The sequence below is a fragment of the Pseudomonas nunensis genome, assembly GCF_024296925.1.
GTDB classification, from domain to species: Bacteria; Pseudomonadota; Gammaproteobacteria; order Pseudomonadales; family Pseudomonadaceae; genus Aquipseudomonas; species Aquipseudomonas nunensis.
Map to the genome: position 1 here is coordinate 2,788,368 of NZ_CP101125.1, position 17,547 is coordinate 2,805,914.

General features: G+C 58.2%; 15 protein-coding genes and 2 pseudogenes. 13 read left to right on the forward strand and 4 right to left on the reverse strand.

Annotated features, from left to right (window positions below):
* Positions 1-359 precede the first annotated feature (359 nt).
* The 10 genes and pseudogenes from NK667_RS32840 to NK667_RS11985 form a co-directional block, all read left to right on the forward strand.
* Positions 360-1,046, forward strand: a pseudogene (locus NK667_RS32840) (cache domain-containing protein); the annotation flags it as partial.
* 270 nt (positions 1,047-1,316) lie between these two features.
* Positions 1,317-1,904: pseudogene (locus tag NK667_RS32845) on the forward strand (methyl-accepting chemotaxis protein); the annotation flags it as partial.
* 222 nt (positions 1,905-2,126) lie between these two features.
* The gene (gene pnuC, locus NK667_RS11950; protein WP_054614848.1) at positions 2,127-2,690 is read left to right on the forward strand and encodes a nicotinamide riboside transporter PnuC; all 564 of its coding nucleotides are present in this window, start codon (positions 2,127-2,129) and stop codon (positions 2,688-2,690) included.
* Entirely contained in the window at positions 2,687-3,211 is a 525-nt protein-coding gene (locus NK667_RS11955) for an AAA family ATPase (protein WP_054614849.1), read from the forward strand. The genes pnuC and NK667_RS11955 overlap by 4 nt, the downstream gene beginning before the upstream one ends.
* Before the next feature lie 332 nt (positions 3,212-3,543).
* A complete protein-coding gene (locus tag NK667_RS11960; RefSeq protein WP_054614850.1) occupies positions 3,544-3,981 on the forward strand; it encodes a hypothetical protein in 438 nt (145 codons plus the stop codon).
* Between the two features lies 1 nt (position 3,982).
* Positions 3,983-4,555, forward strand: coding sequence for a hypothetical protein (locus NK667_RS11965; RefSeq protein ID WP_054614851.1), 573 nt, complete (start codon positions 3,983-3,985; stop codon positions 4,553-4,555).
* Between the two features lie 55 nt (positions 4,556-4,610).
* The gene (locus NK667_RS11970; protein WP_054614852.1) at positions 4,611-5,900 is read left to right on the forward strand and encodes a hypothetical protein; all 1,290 of its coding nucleotides are present in this window, start codon (positions 4,611-4,613) and stop codon (positions 5,898-5,900) included.
* 62 nt (positions 5,901-5,962) lie between these two features.
* Positions 5,963-6,643 (forward strand): C39 family peptidase, encoded by a 681-nt coding sequence (locus NK667_RS11975; protein ID WP_054614853.1) that lies wholly within the window; start codon positions 5,963-5,965, stop codon positions 6,641-6,643.
* Between the two features lie 33 nt (positions 6,644-6,676).
* Entirely contained in the window at positions 6,677-7,489 is an 813-nt protein-coding gene (locus tag NK667_RS11980; RefSeq protein WP_054614854.1) for a hypothetical protein, read from the forward strand.
* Between the two features lie 46 nt (positions 7,490-7,535).
* A complete protein-coding gene (locus tag NK667_RS11985) occupies positions 7,536-8,816 on the forward strand; it encodes a coiled-coil domain-containing protein (RefSeq protein ID WP_054046311.1) in 1,281 nt (426 codons plus the stop codon).
* A gap of 202 nt (positions 8,817-9,018) precedes the next feature.
* Here NK667_RS11985 and NK667_RS11990 read toward each other — a convergent pair whose 3' ends face one another.
* Entirely contained in the window at positions 9,019-10,344 is a 1,326-nt protein-coding gene (locus NK667_RS11990) for a sigma-54 dependent transcriptional regulator (protein WP_054046313.1), read from the reverse strand.
* A 342-nt stretch (positions 10,345-10,686) separates the two neighbouring features.
* Between NK667_RS11990 and NK667_RS11995 the strand changes: the two genes are divergently transcribed.
* From NK667_RS11995 to nhaB, 3 genes are all read left to right on the forward strand, one after another.
* A complete protein-coding gene (locus NK667_RS11995) occupies positions 10,687-10,953 on the forward strand; it encodes a hypothetical protein (protein WP_054046315.1) in 267 nt (88 codons plus the stop codon).
* Between the two features lie 274 nt (positions 10,954-11,227).
* Entirely contained in the window at positions 11,228-12,517 is a 1,290-nt protein-coding gene (locus tag NK667_RS12000) for an NHL repeat-containing protein (RefSeq protein WP_054614855.1), read from the forward strand.
* A gap of 63 nt (positions 12,518-12,580) precedes the next feature.
* Positions 12,581-14,083 carry a sodium/proton antiporter NhaB gene (nhaB, locus tag NK667_RS12005; RefSeq protein WP_054614856.1) on the forward strand — a complete coding sequence of 501 codons (1,503 nt, stop codon included), beginning with the start codon at positions 12,581-12,583 and terminating at the stop codon, positions 14,081-14,083.
* A gap of 116 nt (positions 14,084-14,199) precedes the next feature.
* Here nhaB and NK667_RS12010 read toward each other — a convergent pair whose 3' ends face one another.
* From NK667_RS12010 to gnd, 3 genes are read right to left on the reverse strand one after another with little or no spacing between them, the layout of a single operon-like run.
* Positions 14,200-15,021, reverse strand: a complete 822-nt coding sequence (locus tag NK667_RS12010) for a Cof-type HAD-IIB family hydrolase (RefSeq protein WP_054614857.1) — start codon at positions 15,019-15,021, stop codon at positions 14,200-14,202.
* Positions 15,018-16,541 (reverse strand): glucose-6-phosphate dehydrogenase, encoded by a 1,524-nt coding sequence (zwf, locus tag NK667_RS12015; protein WP_054614858.1) that lies wholly within the window; start codon positions 16,539-16,541, stop codon positions 15,018-15,020. The genes NK667_RS12010 and zwf overlap by 4 nt, the downstream gene beginning before the upstream one ends.
* Entirely contained in the window at positions 16,538-17,518 is a 981-nt protein-coding gene (gene gnd / locus NK667_RS12020; RefSeq protein WP_054046325.1) for a phosphogluconate dehydrogenase (NAD(+)-dependent, decarboxylating), read from the reverse strand. Before gnd ends, zwf begins: the two co-directional genes overlap by 4 nt.
* Between the last annotated feature and the right edge of the window lie 29 nt (positions 17,519-17,547).

Genomic DNA, 17,547 nt, shown 5'->3' on the forward strand with positions numbered 1-17,547 from the left:
AAAGGCCTGCCCCGTTAATATTTTTAGTACGTCCACCGCGCTGAGCGTAGCTGAAGTCCGGCGCGCACAGGATCCCTACGAAACCGTAAAAATTCCGTGAAAAATCAACTTGGATTCAGGTTTTTCCGCGCGAGGCCGAAATCCTATCAGAGATGCCTGATTAACGCGGCTGCGTTATTGGACTTGCGTCGCATGGTACTGACCGGCAAAGCGTGTTTGGATGCTGGCGGTCGTTTATGACAAGAATAAGAATCCGGAGTGACAGCGTTATGAACAGCTTGCGCAGTGTGTCGATCAGCCGACGCTTGTGGCTCATCTTGATCGTGGCCATCGTGATGTTATTGACCTTGGGCATGCTCATGCTCAAACAGATCCACGATGACCTGTACCGCGCCAAAGTGCAGAAAACCCAGCATGTGGTGCAGACCGCCAGTGGCATTCTGACGTACTTCCATGACCTGGAAACTGCCGGCACCCTCACCCGGGAAGCTGCGCAGAAACAGGCGCTGACGGCGGTTCGCGGCTTGCGCTATGACCAGAATGACTACTTCTGGATCAACGACCTGACGCCGGTGATGATCATGCACCCGGCCAACCCGAAACTCGAAGGCCAGAACCTCTCGACGATCCGCGACCCGGACGGTTTTGCGCTGTTCAACGAAATGGTGGTCATCGCCAAGGCCAAGGGCGCCGGCATGGTCGATTACCGTTGGCCGAAACCGGGCGCCAGTGCGCCGGTGGAAAAAACCTCTTACGTCAAACTGTTCGAGCCTTGGGGCTGGATCATCGGGTCTGGCGTGTACATCGATGACATGCAGGCCGAGTTCTACGGGCAGGTCTGGAAAGCCTCGTTCATTGGCCTGGCGATTGCGCTGATCATGGCGCTGCTGGTGATCATGATCGCCCGCAGCATCGTGCGGCCGTTGCAGGAAACCGTGAACGCCATGGCCAACATCGCCAGCGGCGAAAGCGACCTGACCCGCAGCCTCGATACCCACGGCCAGGATGAAGTCACGCAACTGGCGCGGCACTTCAATGCCTTCACCTCCAAGTTGCGCCTGGTAGTCGGCCAGTTGCAGGAGTCCGCCAGCGCTCTGGGCCAGTCGTCCAGCGACCTCGGCAACGACGCCGCCCAAGCCCAGCAACGCAGTCAGCAGCAGTCCCAGCAAATGGAGCTGGTGGCGACGGCGATCAATGAAGTGACCTACGGCGTGCAGGATGTGGCCAAGAACGCTGAGCACGCCGCCAGCGAAATGCGCGATGCCGAGTCCCAGGCGCAGCAAGGCCAGGTCAACATCGATGGCAGCTTGCAGCAGATCGACAAGCTCTCGGGGACGATCGATCAAGCCGTCGAAGTGATTCGCACCCTGGCCGCCGAAAGCAACCAGATCGGCAGCGTGCTGGAAGTGATTCGCTCGATTGCCGAACAAACCAACCTGCTGGCGCTCAACGCCGCGATTGAAGCGGCCCGGGCTGGCGAACAAGGGCGCGGGTTTGCGGTGGTGGCCGATGAGGTCCGCTTGCTCGCGCAGCGTACCCAGAAGTCCACGGCGGAAATCCAGGCGATGATCGAACGCCTGCAAAACCATTCCGAAGCGGCGGTCAAGGTGATCGGCGACAGCAGCCGTGCATCACAACTGACCATCGAACAGGCCGGCCTCGCCGGTGCGAGCCTGAGCGCTATCGGCCAGGCCTTGCGCAACCTCAATGGGCTGAATGCTTCGATTGCCAGCGCGACCCTGCAACAGGCCCATGTGGTGGAAGACATCAACCAGAACGTCACCCAGGCCGCCGGTTTGTCCCACAGCACGGCATTGGCGGCGGAGCAATCGAGCCTGGCCAGTGTTCACCTCAGAGAGTTGAGCGAACAGTTGAACGGGTTGCTCAAGCAATTCCGCGTCTAAACGATCCCGTAGCAGCTGCCGAGCAGCGCGAGGCTGCGTTCGGCGGCGAAGCCGTCGCAAACCATGCAATCACGGTCTACCGGATACACCGCGATGGTTGATTTTACGACGGCTTCGCCGCCGAACGCAGCCTCGCGCTGCTCGGCAGCTGCTACGTGGGTTTGCGCTGGCGGATCCTACGGCTACAATCCGCTCCTCTTTTGACTCCCCCAAGGTACCGCCATGTCCGGGCTTGAACTGTTTGCTGCCGCCCTCGGCGTGATCGCCGTCTGGCTGACGGTCAAACAGAACCCCTGGTGCTGGCCGATCGGCCTGGTGATGGTGCTGCTTTATAGCTGGATCTTCTTTGAGGTGAAGCTGTATTCGGACATGCTCCTGCAGGTGATCTACGCCGCGCTTCAGGTCTATGGCTGGTGGCAATGGACCCGCGCCGGCGATGCCCATCATGGCCGCCAAGTGACTGAACTGAGTACGCGTCCAATCCTGCTCGGGCTGGCCGCGGGTGCGGTCGGCAGCCTGTTGCTGGGTGCAGCCATGGCCCACTGGACCGATGCCGCGCAACCCTGGCTCGATGCCGCACTGACCGGTTTCAGCCTGGTGGCGCAGTTATGGATGGCGCAAAAACGTGTGCAGTGCTGGCCACTGTGGATCGTCCTGGATGTGATCTTTGTCAGCCTGTTCATTTATAAAGGCCTGTACCTGACCGCCGCTCTCTACGGCTTATTCACGTTGATTGCTGTGCAAGGCTGGCGTGAATGGCGTGCCGATCCGGCGTTGCACGCATGAAAGTGCTAGTGCTTACAGGACCTGAATCCAGCGGAAAGAGCTGGCTTTCGAGTGAGATTCTCGCCAATTTTGGCGGCATTTTGGTCAATGAATACGTTCGACACTTTATCGACAGCGAAGCACGCGAAACCCGCTACGATGACATTACTTCCATCGCACTTGGCCAACTGGCCTGGGAAGATGAAGCACGGGCGAAACGTCCGTCACTGTTGATTCTCGATACTCATCTTTTGAGCAATATCCTTTGGAGCCACACCCTGTTTAACGCTTGCCCGACATGGATCGAGCAAGCATTGCTGGCACGTCACTACGACCTGCATTTGCTGCTGAGCCCTGAAACCGTGGAGTGGCATGACGACGGTCAGCGTTGCCAACCGCAACTCGCAGAACGCCAGGCGTTTTTCCAGGCCAGCCATGATTGGCTAGACCTGCACCGCCAGCCTTTTCAGGTTCTGCACGGTGATTGGCAACAGCGCAAAGACTCAGCATTCGAGGTTGTCACGCGCCTGCTCGAGGCCTGACAGAAGCCCCTCCGCCCCGCCCTAACTGTCCATTTGTGAAACACCCCCTCCTGAGCGGACCCGCGAATTAAAGCGGTCCGCGCACTTCAGAACGAAAATGTTAAACCACTGATACACCCCTCCCTTTCAGCGCCCTGGCATGCTCTGCCGCCTGCTTGGACGGCGTTTTTGCGTGGCTCTGTCTCAGCGGCGTTACATAATTTTTTTGATTATTTCGAAAATTAAAGTCAACCCACTGTTTTTAATAGAAAAACAAAAACCGGCACACCTTCTGCTCTCTTCCTCGCAACGCGGATACGGGCCAGCGTTTAATCACAGAAGGAATTGCCGCCGTGGGGAAATTTGATAATCGCATTTACAGCCTCATGCTGATCGGATGCGCATTGGGCTCAAGTGTCAGTCTGCCTGTCCAGGCTGACAACGGCATCATCACGATTAAACGTGACGTCCAGACGCGCAACGCAACGATTCCGCCGCTGATCCCCGATCCTCACCCCACCACCGTCAACGCCAACCCGTCCAAGCAGATCCTCACTCAAACGAACGAGTTGAGCGACGGCGATTTTGCCGGTGTCGCCAGTGGCGCAGGCATCAGTAACCTGGTGACTCAAAACACCAACAACCTGGGCGGCAATATCAGCAACCAGCAGCAACTGTCCAACCTCCCTGCCGGACGTTCGGGCAACTCGGGCAGCGGCATTGCCAACATGGTCAATTCGAACGTCCAGCAAGGCCTGGGTGCTCTGAAAATCATAACGGGAGACCGTTAGCATGAATCGTTCGCTGCTGATTATCGCCATGTTTTGCAGTGCATCGTCCTTTGCCCAATCTCCCGTCATCGACAACGCCGACATCGACAGTTCGGGCGCGCAGTACCAGGGCAACCTCGGGGTCAACCAGGCGGCGGGCGACCAGCAACAACAGGTCAACGCCCGGGCCATCGCCATTGGCAACAACGCCAATGCATCTACACAGATTCGCCAACGGCTGCATTCACCCGCGGATCCCCACATCGACGCCAGCTCCAGCATTCAGGGTAACGCCTTCAGCAACGGTAACGGCGTGCTGGGCGTCAACCAGAGCGCGGGCGCCAACAACCAGCAGGCCAATGCCCTGCGGATAAGCATCAGTACACAGCCGCAAAGTATCGACGACAGCGTCCTCCTTCAACAGAACGTGGCGCTGATCAACAACTCCGATCCAACTGACTCCGCACCAGGCTATCGCCGGGTCGCTACCAGCGATCAGGCCTTCACCGGTAGCCGTGGAGTCATTCAGTTGAATCAGAGCGCCGGGGTGGGAAACCGAACGGCCAACACCGTGAGCGTACGGGTCGCGGATTGACCCAAAACAGGTAAAAAAAACAACACTTAACCTAAAATCAGTACGGAGAATCACCATGAAACCTTCGATGGCAATCAAGCCTCTGGTTTTCGCAATTGCTGCGGTCATGGCTGTTGCTGTACAAGCTGGACAAAGTGACGACCACCATAACGGCCACCACAATGGTCATAACAACAACGGTGGTGAACACACTCCTCCTCCAACCAGAATCCCTGTCTACGCCACGGCGAATGCGTGGGATACCCAAAGCAGCACCAACAACCGTATCAGCAATAACGGTACGGTTAACGAAGCCGAGATGAACAACTCTGCTACCGGCACCAGCGGCAACGTCGGTGTCAACGTGGCAGCCGGCGACGGCAACCAACAAGACAACGCAGCTGCCATTGCCAACGCCGCCGCTGCCGCTCCTGACAACGCGTTCGTGTTCGGCACTGCCAGCGCCACTGCTTCCGTCACCCAAACCAGCAGCAATAACCGCGTCAACAACTATGGCAGCACTGCTTCTGCCACGATGAGCGGATCGGCTAATGGCGGCAGCGGTAACATGGGTGTCAACGTTGCTGGCGGCGACCTTAACCAACAGAAAAACACCATGGCCATTGCTAACACCAATGCTCCACTGGGTAACGCAACAGCTACTGCCTCTGCCAGTCAAAGTGGTCCTGGCTTGACCGTGAATAACGACGCCGATCGTACCTACCGTGTGGATACGCTGACGTTTACTAACTCGGCGAGCGGCAGTGCCAACTACGCCAAGGCGAGCGCAGCGTCCGGCAGTAAAAGCTCTTCTTCGAGCTTTGACGTGAGCGGTTCAAAAAGCTTCGATGCCAGTGGTTCAAAAAGCTTCGAGAAGAGCAGTTCTTCTAGCTCTAATCTGAATGCTTCGTTGAACGCTACGCTGGATGCTTCTGCCGAGGCTTCGAGAAACGCATCCTGGGACTATGGCCGTCACAATTCTGGCAGCTCCAGTTCGTCATCGGACGCTTCTCTGACTGCATCGCTTGATGCAACGCTCGACGTATCGGTCGATAAATCGCACAACAAATCGGGCAGTTCGTCGTTCGATAAATCGTTCGATTCGTCGTTCGAAAAATCCGGCAGCAAGTCCCACGAGTCTTCGTATGACAAGGCGAAAGCCTACGCTGAGAGCAGTTCATTTGATCTGAGCAACACCTATTCCTATCAAGTGCTGACTCCAACTGGCTGGGCCAACCCTGTAACCAACACTGCAACCCTTAGCGGTTCGGTGAATGGTGGCAGCGGCAACCTGGGTGTCAACGTGGCTGCTGGTGTGGGCAACCAACAAAGCAACTCGCTGGCCATTTCCAACAACTCGTTCTAATGGCTGTCTTTGGGGCCCCCTCACGGGGGCCTTTTTCAGCAACAACCAAAAGGCGTCCCACCATGCGCATGATTGCCTTGGCATTTTTGCTTTGCGTGGCCAGTGTGAGCGAGGCTGCACGCATGCCGCTTTCCGTCCTGCCGGGCGGCGCGGTGGTGTACAAGCCGATCCAGAGCGTACGCGAACGTAAATTTGAGGACCTGGTTCAACAGAAAACCGACTTCAGTTGCGGCGCAGCTGCCCTGGCGACCGTATTGCGCCAGGCCTATTGGCTGGACGTGACTGAAAATCAGATCATTGAAGGCATGCTGGCCCACTCGGATCAAAATCTTGTCCGCGTCCAGGGCTTCTCCATGCTCGACATGAAGCACTACGTGGAAAGTATCGGCATGCGGGCCCGTGGCTACCGTGTAGCGACGGAAACGTTAAGTGAAATCAAAATTCCGGTCGTAGTACTCATGGATATCCGTGGCTACAAACATTTTGTAGTCCTGCAAAGAGTTCATAAGGGCTGGGTCTATATCGGAGATCCGGTACTCGGTCATAAACGTTTCAGCGTCGACGACTTTGTCAAAGGCTGGAACGGCATCATCTTTGCGGTCATCGGCCAGGGCTACGACAAAAACAATGCGTTGCTCGACCCACCCATGCCTCTGACTGCCAAGAACCGCATCAACAATTTCAACCCGGTGCAAGACGCAGAGTTGATGGATTTCGGATTCATCCAAAGCGACTTCTTCTAATAACAAGGGAGCACGAAGCTCCGGGAGCATCCAATGAAAACTTCAACCTGGCTGGCTGTGGTTTGCCTGGCCGCCAGCCTGCCAACCCAAGCAGAGATATTCAAACCCATTGAATTGAAAGATCAGGAATTGGCGACCCTGCGAGGCCGATATGTCATGCCTGGACGGATCGTCAGTTTCGGCGTTGTCATGACCACCACTTGGCAGAATGCCAACGGCGCATTGATCGGGGCGACCACCGCGATGCAAGTTCAGCAAAACACCATCAAGCCGCAGTTCTATGTGTCGATGATCGACGAAAAACCTAGTACCTCAACGAGCTCGCAACCCTCCGTAGCCAACACAAGCACCAACACCAATACCAATACCAATACCGGGACCAATACCGGGACCGGTATCGTTTCTGGCGGCAACGGCCTCAACAGCACCGAAGGTGTCACTCAAGTCGTGCGGGCTGCCGGCGACAAAAACACCGCCTACAACAACGTTGATATCAACGTCGCAAAAGCCAGTCAGGTCGATCAGCCCCCAGTAAGCCAACCGCAGGGCCAGGCATTGACCCCAGGCTCGACGCTGGTTGGCAACAATGATGCCGGCTCGCTGAGCGTTTCCTCAACCAATACAGGAGGAGTGCAACTCAACATCGTCGCCAACAACAACCAGGGCAGTACCGTGCAACGCCTGGCCCAGGGTGGACTGATGCAGAACACGACTTTGCTTGGCAGTAGCAACCAGGTGCGCAACCTCACTTCCTTGAATGTCGTGCTACGTGACAACGTGCCGACAGCCGGATCTGTGAGCGGCAATCTGGATCAGCTCAAAGGTCTTCGCACAATCGGATTCTGATCTACGCTCAGTCTCATCGGATCTAATCAGAAGGGACGGCTAACCCATGCACCGATCGTTAACGTTCAGAGCTATCGTCTGTTTGAGTAGCCTGACCCCGGCGACACTGCTATACGCAGCACCGGACCCTCAGGTCGAAGCACTAAAACAAGAACTCACGGAGTTGAAACAGCGTTACGAAGCACAACAGAACGCGCTGATGGTACTTGAGCAGCGCGTTCGCCAAGTCGAAGAAGCACCTGCGACACCGGCTCCCAAACGCCTGACCAAATCCCCTGCCCAGCCGGCCAAGGGTGGCCAGACGGTGGCCGCCGGCGCGCCCGGCGCCTCAGGCAGTTCGTACGGCCAATCGCTCAAGGATGATTCGGAGCCAGCACAAAGCGTTTCCAACCTGTATGACGAAGCGAGCGGTTTCTTCGGTGGCGGCAAGTTCAGCCTCGAAACCGGCGTGACCTACACGCACTACGATACCCGCGCGTTAACGCTCAACGGCTTCCTGGCACTGGATTCGATCTTTCTCGGCAACATCAACCTCGACCGCATCAAGGCCGACAACTGGACCCTGGACCTGACCGCCCGCTACAACGTGGCACAGCGCTGGCAGTTCGACATCAACGTCCCGATTGTTTATCGCGAATCGACGTATTCCTCCGGTGGCGCTGGTGGCGCAGGCCCGGTGACGTCGGACGCAACCGTCACCCGGGACCCGACCATCGGCGACGTGAACGTTGGCGTGGCTTACAAGTTTCTGGATGAGTCGGCCAACTGGCCCGACGCGGTCGCGACACTGCGCGTCAAGGCCCCCACCGGCAAGGACCCTTACGGCATCAAGCTGGTCAGTGACCCGACCAACGATAACCTCTCGGTCCCCGAGGACTTGCCTACCGGCAACGGTGTCTGGTCGATCACCCCGGGGATCTCGCTGGTCAAGACCTTCGACCCGGCCGTGCTGTTCGGCACCTTGGCCTACACCTACAACATTCAGGACTCTTTCAGCGATATCAGTCCTCAGGTCGGCTCAAAGGTGAAAGGCGATGTGAAACTGGGTGATTCCTGGCAGGTCGGCGCTGGCATTGCGTTCGCCTTGAACGAGAAGATGAGTATGTCGTTTTCGTTCACCGATCAGTTCGCCCGCAAGAGCAAGATCAAGCCGGACGGTGGCGAGTGGCAATCGATTTCCAACAGCGATTACAACGCGGCCAACTTCAACATCGGCATGACCCTGGCGGCTACGGATAACCTGACGATCGTACCCAACTTGGCCATTGGCCTGACCGAGGACTCGCCAGACTTTTCCTTTAGCCTGAAATTCCCTTACTACTTCTGATCCATAACAAGCAAAGCCCCGCTGCGACTCGATCGCAGCGGGGCTTTTTTGTGGATGGGTCTATGTCAAAAAGATCGCAGCCTCGTTTCACTCGACAGCTCCTACACAGCTCCTACACAGCTCCTACACAGCCCCTACACGGATCCGCGTAGACCCGTAGGAGCTGTCGAGTGAAACGAGGCTGCGATCTTTTGATCTTGGTCTAACGTATCTGATGCTTGTGCAACAACCGGTAAAAGGTAGGCCTGGAGATCCCCAACACCTTGGCAGCAATACTCAAATTATCGCTGTGACGGTTAAGCACATCGCACAAAGCCTGGCGCTCGGCGCGGGTCTTGTAGTCTTCCAGCGTGCCCATCGGCGCGGCAATCGTCTGTTGGCTGATCAGCCCCAGGTCTCGCGCTTCGATCTGGCGTCCTTCGGCCAATACCAGCCCGCGACGTACCCGATTGGCCAACTCACGAACATTGCCCGGCCAGTCATGCTTGCCCATGGCGATCAACGCGTCTTCGCTGAAGCTGCGCGGGCGGCGACCGGTTTCATGGCTATAGAAATGGGAAAAATGGTTGGCCAGCATCGACAGGTCGCCGTGGCGTTCACGTAGCGGCGCGGTGACCACTTGCAGCACGTTGAGGCGATAGTACAAATCTTCGCGAAAACGTTTCTTCTCGATGGCCGCCTCCAGGTCGACGTGAGTCGCCGCCAATACCCGCACATCCACCGGAATCGGCGTACTGCCGCCGACATGCTCGATGTGTTTTTCCTGCAGGAAGCGCAGCAGATTGGCTTGCAGTTCCAACGGCAGATCGCCGATTTCATCAAGAAACAGCGTGCCGCCGTTCGCGGCTTCGATCCGCCCGATCTTGCGTTGATGCGCGCCGGTAAAGGCGCCTTTCTCGTGGCCAAACAGTTCGGACTGGATCAGGTGTTCGGGAATCGCACCGCAGTTGATCGCCACGAACGGCTTGTTGTGGCGTTGGGATTGCCGGTGCAGGGTGCGGGCGACCAATTCTTTACCGGTGCCGCTTTCGCCGCGGATCAATACTGGCGACTCGGTGGGCGCCAGTTTGCTCAATAACTTGCGCAGCTCACGGATCGGTTTGCTGTCACCCAGCAACTCGTGTTCTGGCTGATCGATGTGAATCGTGCCCTGCCCGCGCAGCCGCGCCATGCCGAATGCGCGCCCCAGCGTCACCTGGACCCGGGAGACGTCGAACGGCAAGGTATGGAAGTCAAAAAACCATTCGCATACAAAATCCCCGACGTTTTGCAGTCGCAGGACTTCCTGGTTAAGCACGGCAATCCATTCGGTGCCGCTGCGGCTGATCAATTCCTTGACGGCTTCGGGCCGTTCCAGGTGGAACGGCTGCAACCGCAAGAGGCCGACATCGCAGGTCCGATCGGCGGCGTTTTCCAGCGTGCAGCTGTCAACGTCCCATCCTACAGAGCGCAATCCCGGCAAAAGACGATGGCAATCGTCGCAAGGATCAACCACTAACAGACGTCGTAAGGCAGGCGCTTCGATCATGACTGTTCCTTGGCGCCAAATTTAAGGAAATATTATTAAAAACAGTCATTTGGCGGACCTGGCTGTAACATTAGCAAGAATTTGACGGCACCTTGTATCGTTTGATTATAGGAGTCTTAACTAATTAGTTATAAGAAGGAAGTTTGTTAGTTACCTAACGACTGAACCTTTCAGCCAGCTTTCAAAAACTGCTTGAATATTGAGTATATGAAAGAAAGTTGAATTTTCTTTGGATTCTGTGTGACCCAACCCCCCATTGAGGGCATCAGTACAAGTAACCAGCCGAACGGTAAGCCCAACCGACGGCACATCACTTGATTGGGCATATAGAGAGAAGATCCCATGACCGCCCCGCTCCGTATCAACGAAGCTCTTTTGATTGCCGACCGCGCGTTCAAGCCATTTCAATGCGTGGCCTGGGCGCCACAAGACGGCAACGGCGAACTCTGCCTGAGCGTGATCGACCGCACCAATACCCGCATTGGCCGCGCGCAGATCCCAAGCAGCGCTTACTCCGATCCGGTGCAACTTGAGCATCTGCTGGAACAGGCGCGCGCTGCACTCAGCGAAGATGGCTACACGTTGCAATCGTGGTCCATGCCTCATTAATTAAAGATCAAAAGATCGCCGCCTTCGGCAGCGCCTACAAGGAAACGCGTATTCCAATGTAGGCACTGCCGAAAGCGGCGATCTTTTGCTTTATAAAGGCTCGATTGTTGGCACCCTCTTCAGTGGTTCCAAAAGACACTGTTCTGGCACAAAGCGACCCTCCGCCTGTTAGTTATGACAGTTGTGCATCCAGGCATTCAGGGATTGAATGTTTCGCATGCACAGTCACCCTCCCGGTTACCGGAATGAGGTCGACTGGCAAGGAGATGCGTGCATGTCAAACCAGACCGCTTTCGCCTGCCCCGCCACGGTAAATTCAGCCGGGCACCTCGATCCGGAATTTGCCGCCGCCGGCAAGACCCAAGTCTATTTCGCCGGCAGTTCCTCAAGCATGGCCAACGGTGTCGCCATCGACCCGCAAGGCCGTTTGCTGGTCGCGGCCAAGGTCGGCACCCATGCCGGCAGCCTCTTTGGCCTGGCCCGCCTGCTGGAGGATGGCTCGGCGGACCTGGGTTTTGGCAACCAGGGCAGCCTGATCGGCCAATTCGCCCTCGGCTTCGAAGCCATGGGCAGCAAGGTGCATGTCTTGCCCTGCGGCTCTATTCTGCTGGCTGGCCTGCAATACGAAGACGCTCACCGCACCCTGCCCGCCCTGGCGTTATTCGATTCCCACGGTCAGCCGGTTCGACGCTTTGGCGACAATGGCCGCCAGGTTGTGCGCCTGCCTGGCAATCTGTCCCAGGGCTTGCGCGACGACTGGCTGCCACCGGGCGTACCGGGCGCCGAGGCCTGCGATATCGCCGTGCAACCGGACGGTCGAATTCTGTTGGTAGCCAATCATCATTTCGAACTTGCCGATCACGTCGGCCTGCTGATCCGCCTGAATATCGACGGCAGCCTGGACAGCGATTTCAACGGTCGTGGGTTCGTGGTTGTCAGGCATTTGATGATGAACACCTGGCTTGCCAGCCTGATGCTGCAACAGGACGGGCGAATCCTGGCAGGTGGCTCGATCAATTTCCCTGCCGAAGGTTTGCTGGCGCGCTATAACGCCGATGGCCGACTGGACGACAGCTTCGCCGTGGATGGCTTCATGACCTTCAAGGCACAGGGGCGCGGCGCTCAGGTCAGCCAGATCGTCCAGCAGGACAATGGCGACTTGCACTGTTTGGGCAGCAGTCGCGACCCGATGCATTGCCTGTCGCTGAAACTGCACAGCAACGGTCGCCCGGACACGCATTGCAACGGCGGTCAACCGCAACACCTGGAAATCGGCCACAGCGGCAGCCAATGGACCGCCGCCCAGGTTCAGGCGGATGGCAGCGTACTGGCGGTCGGTGCCACGATCGGCGGGGTCGAAGCCGATTTCATCCTCGCCCGCTATCTGCCCCAAGGTACGCTGGATCGCAGCTTTGCCAATGGCCTCGGCTGGGTTCGTACCCGTCTGGGCCGCAGCCTGAACACCGCGACTTCCCTGGCCGTGCAGGACAACGGTCGAATTGTCGTTGGCGGTTACTCGCTGGACGGTAACTATCGCGCGGTGGTTGCGCGTTACCTGAGCTGATACGGGTTGATCTTCACCGACGCTTCCGGCAAGTTGCGCGCTTCTTAATACAAGGAGTAGCCGATGTCCGGTTCAATGGCCCAGGCGTTCGCGCATAATTTTCTCGGGCACTCGCCCCGCTGGTACAAGGCGAGCATTGTCGGCTTCCTGATCCTTAACGCGCTGGTGCTGTGGACCGTAGGGCCGGTGGCGGCGGGTTGGTTGCTGGTCCTGGAGTTTATTTTCACCCTGGCCATGGCGCTCAAGTGTTATCCGCTGATGCCCGGCGGCCTGTTGCTGATCGAAGCGCTGCTGCTGAAGATGACCACGCCCCAGGCGCTGTACGACGAACTGGTGCACAACTTCCCGGTGATCCTGCTGCTGATGTTTATGGTGGCAGGCATCTACTTCATGAAAGACCTGTTGCTGTTTCTGTTCTCGCGCCTGTTGCTCGGGGTGCGTTCCAAGGCGTTGTTGGCGTTGATGTTCTGTTTTCTGTCAGCGTTTCTGTCGGCGTTTCTAGACGCCTTGACCGTCACGGCGGTGATCATCAGCGCGGCAGTGGGGTTTTACTCGGTGTATCACCGCGTCGCCTCGGGCAACGATCCACGTCAGGACAGCGAATTCAGCGACGATCAGCACCTGCCGACCCTGCACCATGAAGACCTCGAACAATTCCGCGCCTTTCTGCGCAGCCTGCTGATGCATGGCGCCGTGGGCACGGCTCTCGGCGGTGTGTGCACGCTGGTTGGCGAGCCGCAGAACCTGCTAATCGGCCATGAGATGGGCTGGCATTTCGCTGAGTTTTTCCTGAAGATCGCCCCGGTTTCATTGCCGGTACTGGCCGCCGGCCTGGTGACCTGCGTGCTGCTGGAAAAGCTGCGCTGGTTCGGATACGGCACGCTGCTGCCGGACAATGTGCGCGCCGTGCTGGCCAACTATGCCGCCGAAGACAATGCCGAACGCACCGCGCGCCAACGTGCGGCGTTGCTGGTCCAGGGCGTGGCGGCGTTGATCCTGATTGCCGGGCTGGCGTTTCACATTGCAGAAGTCGGGTTGATTGGCTTGATGGTGATCGTGTTGATCACCGCGTTTACCGGCATCACTGACGAACATCGTATTGGCAACGCGTTTAAAGACGCGATGCCGTTCACCGCGCTGCTGGTGGTGTTTTTCGCCGTGGTGGCGGTGATTCACGACCAGCAACTGTTCACGCCGCTGATCCAGTGGGTGCTGGCGCTGCCGCCGGAGCAACAGCCCGGCATGCTGTTTATTGCGAATGGCTTGTTATCGGCGATCAGCGACAACGTGTTTGTGGCGACGATTTACATCACCGAAGTGAAACAGGCGTTCATCGCCGGGCATATGAGCCGCGAGCATTTCGAGACGTTGGCGATTGCGATCAATACCGGGACCAATTTACCGAGTGTGGCGACACCGAATGGTCAGGCAGCGTTTCTGTTTTTGCTGACCTCAGCGATTGCACCGCTGATTCGCCTGTCGTATGGGCGGATGGTGTGGATGGCGTTGCCATATACGGTGGTGATGGGGGTTTTGGGGTGGTATGCGGTGAGTTATTGGCTGTAAACACCGGCCCAATGTGGGAGCGGGCTTGCTCGCGAAGAGGCCGTGTCAGACAACATTGATGTTGAATGACATACCGCTTTCGCGAGCAAGCCCGCTCCCACAGGGGGAATGGGGTGTTATTGGGGGAGGATGTACTTCTCAATCGCCTGCGCCGCGCCGTCTTCGGTGTTGGCGCCGGTGACCACATCGGCCTGGCGCTTCACCGCTTCTTCCGCCTGTCCCATGGCAATCGACAACCCGGCACGATGGAACATCGCCGGGTCATTGCCGCCGTCGCCCAGTGCGGCGGTTTGCTCCAGCGGCACGCCGAGAAACTCGGCCAGTGTCGCCAGCGCCGCGCCCTTGTTGGCTTGCATCGCGGTCACGTCCAGGTAAATCGGCTGTGAGCGGGACACCTGGGCCTGGCCTTCGACCTTGGGCAGCAACAGCGCTTCCAGTTCGATCAACAGGTCAGTGTTGTTGCTGGTGGCGACGATCTTGTCGATGCGCTCCAGGTACGGCTCAAAACTCTCGACCACCACCGGCGGATAACCCAGACCGTGCTGTTCACGAGGCACCATCGGGCCGTTAGGATCTTTGAGCAGCCAGTCGCCACCACTGAACACCCAGATTTCGATGTCCGGCCGATCAGCGAACAGCGCCAGTGCGGTCAGCGCAGCGGTGGCCGGCAAATAATGCGCGACCAGCAAACTGCCGTCCGGGTTGACGATGGTGCCGCCGTTGAACGCAGCGGTTGGCAGATCGACGCCCAGGGCTTCGATCTGCTGCAACATGGCTTTCGGCGGCCGGCCGGTAGCCAGGCTGAACAGCACGCCGGCCTCACGCAATGCGCGAACCGCGTCGATGGTGCGTTGGCTCAGGCTGTGATCGGGCAGCAGCAAGGTGCCGTCCATGTCACTGAGCAAAAAACGGATGGGTTGTTTCAGTACATCACTCATCCGAGGCTGTGCCAGACGCGACCGTCACGGGTCAGCAGGTCTTCGGCGGCTTGTGGGCCGTTTTCACCTGCCGCGTAGCTCTCAACGCTCGCGTCCTGCTGCCAGGCGTCGAGGAACGGCTGCACGGCGCGCCAGCCGTTCTCGATGTTGTCAGCGCGCTGGAACAGCGTCTGGTCGCCGGTCAGGCAATCGTAGATCAGGGTTTCGTAGCCGGTGGACGGCTGCATCTCGAAGAAGTCCTTGTAGGCGAACCCCAGCTCGATGTTGGCCATCTTCAGCGCCGGCCCTGGCCGCTTGGCCAGCAGGTCAAACCACATGCCCTCGTTGGGCTGGATCTGGATTCGCAGATAGGTCGGCTGCAACTCATCGACTTCGGTGTCACGGAACTGCGCGTACGGCGCCGGTTTGAAGCAGATGACGATCTCGGTGTCGCGCACGCTCATGCGCTTGCCGGTGCGCAGGTAGAACGGCACGCCGACCCAGCGCCAGTTGTCGATCATGACTTTTAGCGCGACGTAGGTTTCGGTGTTGCTGTCCGGCGCCACGTTGCCTTCCTGACGATAACCGGCCAATGGCTTGCCATCGACTTCGCCAGCGGCGTACTGGCCGCGCACCGAGTTGGCCCGCGCATCTTCAACCGACCATGGGCGGATCGCGCCGACCACTTTGGCTTTTTCGCCACGTACCGCATCGGCGCCAAACGCGGCCGGCGGTTCCATGGCCACCATCGCCAGCAACTGGAACAGGTGATTGGGCACCATGTCCCGCAAGGCGCCGGTGTGTTCGTAAAAACTGCCACGGGTTTCCACGCCAACGGTTTCGGCGGCGGTGATCTGCACGTGGTCGATGTAATGGTTGTTCCAGAATGCTTCGAACAGGCTGTTGGAGAACCGGCTGACCAGAATGTTCTGCACGGTTTCCTTGCCCAGATAGTGATCGATCCGGTAGATCTGCTTTTCCGACATGACCTTGAGCAGGCAAGCGTTCAAGGCTTCGGCGGTTTGCAGGTCGGAGCCGAACGGTTTTTCGATCACCACCCTTCTGAAAGCGTCCGGGGTTTCTTCGAGCAAACCGGCGCTGCCGAGTCGGCGCACCACTTCACTGAAGAAACGTGGCGCGGTGGCCAGGTAGAACACCGCATTGCCAGTGCCGCTGTCGGCGATTTTTGCCGCCAGGGCTTGATAGGTGCTGTCGTCCAGGAAATCGCCCTGGACGTAGCTGATGCCTTTGGCCAATTTGGCCCACAAGTCCGGATCAAGGGCTGTATCGCCCTTGCCGATCTTGGCGGCCGCTTCGGTGCGAATGAAGTCTTCGAGCTTTTGCGCGAAGGCTTCATCGCTGATGGCGTTGTGGTCAACGCCGATGATCCGCAGTCCATCGCCAAGCAGGCCGTCGCGACTGAGGTTGTACAGGGCCGGCATCAACAGACGCTTGACCAGATCACCATGGGCACCGAACAGGAACAGCGTGGTCGGTGGTGCGGGTTCTGCCTTGGATTTCCTGCGGATCGTATTACTCATTTTTTCGATGTCTCCACATGGCCGCCGAAGCCGAAGCGCTGGGCCGAGAGAATTTTGTCGCCAAAGGTGCCTTGGCCGCGGGAACGGTAGCGCGAGAACAGCGAGTTCGACAGCACTGGCACAGGCACCGATTGTTCCATGGCGGCTTCGATGGTCCAGCGACCTTCACCGCTGTCAGCCACGGAACCTGAGTAACCGTCGAGTTTCGGGTCGCTGGCCAGGGCGTCGGCGGTCAGGTCCAGCAACCACGACGACACCACGCTGCCACGACGCCAGACTTCAGCAATGTCAGCGACGTTCAGGTCAAAACGCTGGTCTTCCGGCAGGTTTTCGCTGGATTTGGTCTTGAGGATGTCAAAACCTTCGGCGAAGGCCTGCATCATCCCGTACTCGATGCCGTTGTGGATCATCTTCACGAAATGGCCAGAGCCTGCAGGGCCGGCGTGGATGTAGCCACGTTCGGCGCGATCGTCGTCGGACTTGCGGTCCTTGGTGCGCGGGATGTCGCCCAGGCCCGGGGCCAGGCTTTCAAACAGCGGATCAAGGCGCTTCACGGTCTCGGCGTCGCCGCCGATCATCATGCAGTAACCGCGTTCCAGGCCCCAGACGCCGCCGGAGGTGCCGACGTCGATGTAGTGCAGGCCTTTTTCCGACAGGGTCTTGGCCCGGCGGATGTCATCTTTATAAAAGGTGTTGCCGCCGTCGATGATGGTATCGCCGGCTTCGAGCAGGTTGCTCAGGGTGTCGATGGTGTCTTCGGTCGGTGCGCCAGCCGGCAGCATGACCCAGATGGCACGCGGTTTGGCCAGGCCTGCGACCAGCGCCGGCAGGTCGGCAACGCCGGTGGAGCCTTCTTTGGCCAGGTTCTCGACGAAGGCGGTATTGCGGTCGTAAACAACGGTGGTATGCCCGTTGAGCATCAGGCGCCGCGCAATATTACCGCCCATGCGGCCCAGTCCAATAATCCCGAGTTGCATGTGCTGATGCTCCTTACTGCAAATAATGT

Coding starts and splice junctions, on each gene's coding strand:
- NK667_RS11980 (WP_054614854.1), top strand. CDS start 6,677: ATGAAAACTTCAACCTGGCTGGCTGTGGTTTGCCTGGCCGCCAGCCTG.
- pnuC (WP_054614848.1), top strand. CDS start 2,127: ATGTCCGGGCTTGAACTGTTTGCTGCCGCCCTCGGCGTGATCGCCGTC.
- NK667_RS11970 (WP_054614852.1), top strand. CDS start 4,611: ATGAAACCTTCGATGGCAATCAAGCCTCTGGTTTTCGCAATTGCTGCG.
- NK667_RS11995 (WP_054046315.1), top strand. CDS start 10,687: ATGACCGCCCCGCTCCGTATCAACGAAGCTCTTTTGATTGCCGACCGC.
- zwf (WP_054614858.1), bottom strand. CDS start 16,541: ATGAGTAATACGATCCGCAGGAAATCCAAGGCAGAACCCGCACCACCG.
- nhaB (WP_054614856.1), top strand. CDS start 12,581: ATGTCCGGTTCAATGGCCCAGGCGTTCGCGCATAATTTTCTCGGGCAC.
- gnd (WP_054046325.1), bottom strand. CDS start 17,518: ATGCAACTCGGGATTATTGGACTGGGCCGCATGGGCGGTAATATTGCG.
- NK667_RS11990 (WP_054046313.1), bottom strand. CDS start 10,344: ATGATCGAAGCGCCTGCCTTACGACGTCTGTTAGTGGTTGATCCTTGC.
- NK667_RS11985 (WP_054046311.1), top strand. CDS start 7,536: ATGCACCGATCGTTAACGTTCAGAGCTATCGTCTGTTTGAGTAGCCTG.
- NK667_RS12010 (WP_054614857.1), bottom strand. CDS start 15,021: ATGAGTGATGTACTGAAACAACCCATCCGTTTTTTGCTCAGTGACATG.
- NK667_RS11975 (WP_054614853.1), top strand. CDS start 5,963: ATGCGCATGATTGCCTTGGCATTTTTGCTTTGCGTGGCCAGTGTGAGC.
- NK667_RS12000 (WP_054614855.1), top strand. CDS start 11,228: ATGTCAAACCAGACCGCTTTCGCCTGCCCCGCCACGGTAAATTCAGCC.
- NK667_RS11955 (WP_054614849.1), top strand. CDS start 2,687: ATGAAAGTGCTAGTGCTTACAGGACCTGAATCCAGCGGAAAGAGCTGG.
- NK667_RS11965 (WP_054614851.1), top strand. CDS start 3,983: ATGAATCGTTCGCTGCTGATTATCGCCATGTTTTGCAGTGCATCGTCC.